Source organism: Allobosea sp. P4_C6, from assembly GCF_056402015.1.
The window spans coordinates 1-897 of record NZ_JBFUIF010000290.1; the positions used below are offsets into that span (position 1 = coordinate 1).

At 63.7% G+C, this 897-nt stretch carries 1 protein-coding gene and 1 pseudogene; one reads left to right on the forward strand and one right to left on the reverse strand.

The window, feature by feature from the left end:
• Positions 1-405: pseudogene (locus tag AC1DVA_RS28735) on the forward strand (MBL fold metallo-hydrolase); the annotation flags it as partial.
• Positions 406-429: 24 nt separating this feature from the next.
• Here the strand turns inward: AC1DVA_RS28735 and AC1DVA_RS28740 are convergent.
• Positions 430-897, reverse strand: a 468-nt coding sequence (locus AC1DVA_RS28740) for an IclR family transcriptional regulator domain-containing protein (RefSeq protein WP_476808180.1), incomplete at its 5' end; no start/stop codon positions are given.

Below are 897 nucleotides of genomic sequence, written 5' to 3' on the forward strand. Positions count from 1 at the left end.
AGACCGGACGGAGTCGTCTTCAGCGCCGATCACGTCATGTCGTGGTCGAGCAGCATCGTCTCGCCGCCGGACGGCAATATGGCCGCCTATTGCAACAGCCTTCGCGTGATGCTGTCGCGTGAAGATCGGCTGTACCTCCCTGGGCATGGCCCGGCCTTGCCGAACCCGCAGCCCTATGTCGCCGATTTGCTCAAGCGGAGAATTCAGCGTGAGGAGGAAATCTTCGCCGCCCTTGGGGATGGACCCACGACTGCGTGGGACCTGATGGATCGACTTTACTCAAAAACCGACCTGTGGCTGCGCCGGGCGGCCGAACGGAATGTCCTCGCCCATCTCGACAAGCTGCACTCGGAAGCTCTGGTCGAGCAGATCGGCGATCGCTGGCAGATCCGGCGAGCTGTCTGAGCGATCGGGCGCAGCGCGCGGCGGTCACTCCGCGCCGAGGGACCTGGCGATCCGCCTGGCGACATTCACCAGGCGCATCCCGATCTCGTTCAGGTCTTCGGTCTTGAGTGAGAGCGATGATCCCCCGCAGTTGAGCGCAAACGGCCGCGACCCGTGCAGAAGTATCGGGACGCCGACGGAGTTGACCTCTTGTTTCCACTCCCCGATGGAGCGAACGAAACCCTTCTCGGCGAATTCTGCGACCGCAATTGCGATGCCTGACCGAATCGCGTCGGGATCGGCTTCGTGCGCGCACAACTGGTCGACGATGCGGACGCGCATCGGCTCGTCCAGGCCGGCGAGATAGGCGCGTCCCATGGAGGAGGTCGCCATCTTGATGTGCGAGCCGATTTCGATGCCGAGCCGCAGCGGACTGGATCCGCGACATTCCTCGACATAGATCATTGTGCGCTGGTCGGGCGTCCCGAGCGCTACCGACGCCCCCACCTGATC